The 1,754-nt window shown below is 73.9% G+C and carries 2 protein-coding genes; one reads left to right on the forward strand and one right to left on the reverse strand.

What is annotated here, in order from left to right:
* On the forward strand, positions 1-889 hold an 889-nt coding region (locus tag AB0C69_RS42050; RefSeq protein WP_360362482.1), incomplete at its 5' end, for a dTDP-glucose 4,6-dehydratase.
* On the opposite strand, the gene AB0C69_RS42055 is transcribed toward AB0C69_RS42050, so the two are convergent.
* A partial coding sequence (locus AB0C69_RS42055; RefSeq protein WP_360362485.1) for a metallopeptidase TldD-related protein occupies positions 873-1,754 on the reverse strand: 882 nt, incomplete at its 5' end. The genes AB0C69_RS42050 and AB0C69_RS42055 overlap by 17 nt on opposite strands.

A 1,754-nucleotide genomic window follows, 5' to 3' on the forward strand; every position in this document is an offset into this window, starting at 1 on the left:
GGGGAACCCGCAGAACCTGGCCCCGGTCGCCGGGCATCCGCGCTACCGGTTCGTGCACGGCGACACCTGCGACCCGGACGCGGTCGACGCGGCCGTGGCCGGGCAGGACGCGATCGTCCATCTCGCCGCCGAATCGCACGTGGACCGCTCGATCGACACCGCCACGCCCTTCGTGCGGACCAACGTGCTCGGCACGCAGAACATGCTGGAGGCGGCCCAGCGGCACGGCGTCGGCCGGTTCGTGCACGTCTCCACCGACGAGGTCTACGGCTCGATCGCCCAGGGGTCGTGGACGGAGGACGCCCCGCTGCTGCCGAACGGGCCCTACGCGTCGGCCAAGGCCGGGTCGGACCTGCTGGCGCTGGCCTGGCACCGGACCCGCGGCCTCGAGGTCGTGGTCACGCGGTGCACCAACAACTACGGGCACTACCAGTTCCCGGAGAAGGTGATCCCGCTGTTCGTGACCAACCTGCTGGACGGCCGGCGGGTCCCGCTCTACGGCGACGGCCGCCACCGGCGCGGCTGGCTGCACGTGTCGGACCACTGCCGCGCGCTCGACCTGGTGCTGCGGTTCGGCCGCCCGGGCGAGGTGTACCACGTCGGCGGCGGCAAGGAGCTGTCCAACGAGGACCTGACGTCCCTGCTGCTGGAGGCGTGCGGCGCCTCGTGGGAGATGGTCGACCACGTTCCCGACCGGCAGGGCCACGACCGCAGGTACGCGCTCGACACCACCAAGATCGAGGAGCGGCTCGGTTTCGTTCCGCGGGTGCGCTTCGAGGACGGGCTGGAGGCGACCGTCGAGTGGTACCGCGCGAACCGGGCCTGGTGGGAACCGCTGAAGGCCGGTCTCCGGAAGGCGCCGGGGCCGATGCTCAGGTCGCCTCGCTGACCGCCGACATCGTGTAGCCGTCCACCCGGAGCGCGGGCATGGCCGTCCGGGGCGTGGAGTCGTCCCGCTCCCTGGGCAGGGCGCGTTCGGTGCGGCCGATCTCCGTCACCCGGCCCAGCAGGTCCACCGGGCTCTCGTTGAAGCGGAAGTTGTTCGCCTCCCCCACCACTTCGCCGTTCTCCACCAGGTAGACGCCGTCGCGGGTGAGCCCGGTGAGCAGCAGCGTCCGCGGGTCGACGTCGCGGACGTACCACAGCGAGGTGACCAGGAGCCCGCGCCTGGTGGTGGCGACGAGATCGGCGAGCGGCCGGCCCTCCCCCGCGCCCTCCAGCACCAGGTTGCCGACCTGCGGCGTGACCGGCAGCCCGGTGAGCTCGGCGGAGTGGCGGGTCTGGACCAGGCCGGCGAGGACGCCGTCGCGGATCCACTCGGTCGGCCGGAGCGGCAGCCCGTTGTCGAACACCGAGACGGTGTCCGCGAACACCTGCGCGACGTCCGCGGAGCCCCGGGCGGCGACGAACGGCGCGCACCGCAGGCCCGGCTCCCGCGGGTCGCTCCGCAGCGTGAGCGGTGCGCCGGTCAGGCGCTCGCCGATCCGCGTCCCGCCGTCCGGGCCGCGGAACACGGTGCGCGCGCCGGCGGCGTCCTTCGCCCCGGCCGCGCGGTACAGCCGCAGCATGAGGTCGGCGACGCACGACGGGGACAGCAGGACCTCGTACCGCCCGGCGGGGAGCGCGACGCGCCTGCGCCCCCAGCCGAGCCGCTCGCCCAGCTCCGCGTACAGGGGAAGCGGATCGATCTCGCCGAGATCGGCCGCCTCGGCGCCGCTCCACGTCGAGGCGACGCCGTCCTCGGACTTGGCGGT

This window comes from Actinomadura sp. NPDC048032, from assembly GCF_040653175.1.
Lineage (GTDB): Bacteria > Actinomycetota > Actinomycetes > Streptosporangiales > Streptosporangiaceae > Spirillospora > Spirillospora verrucosospora.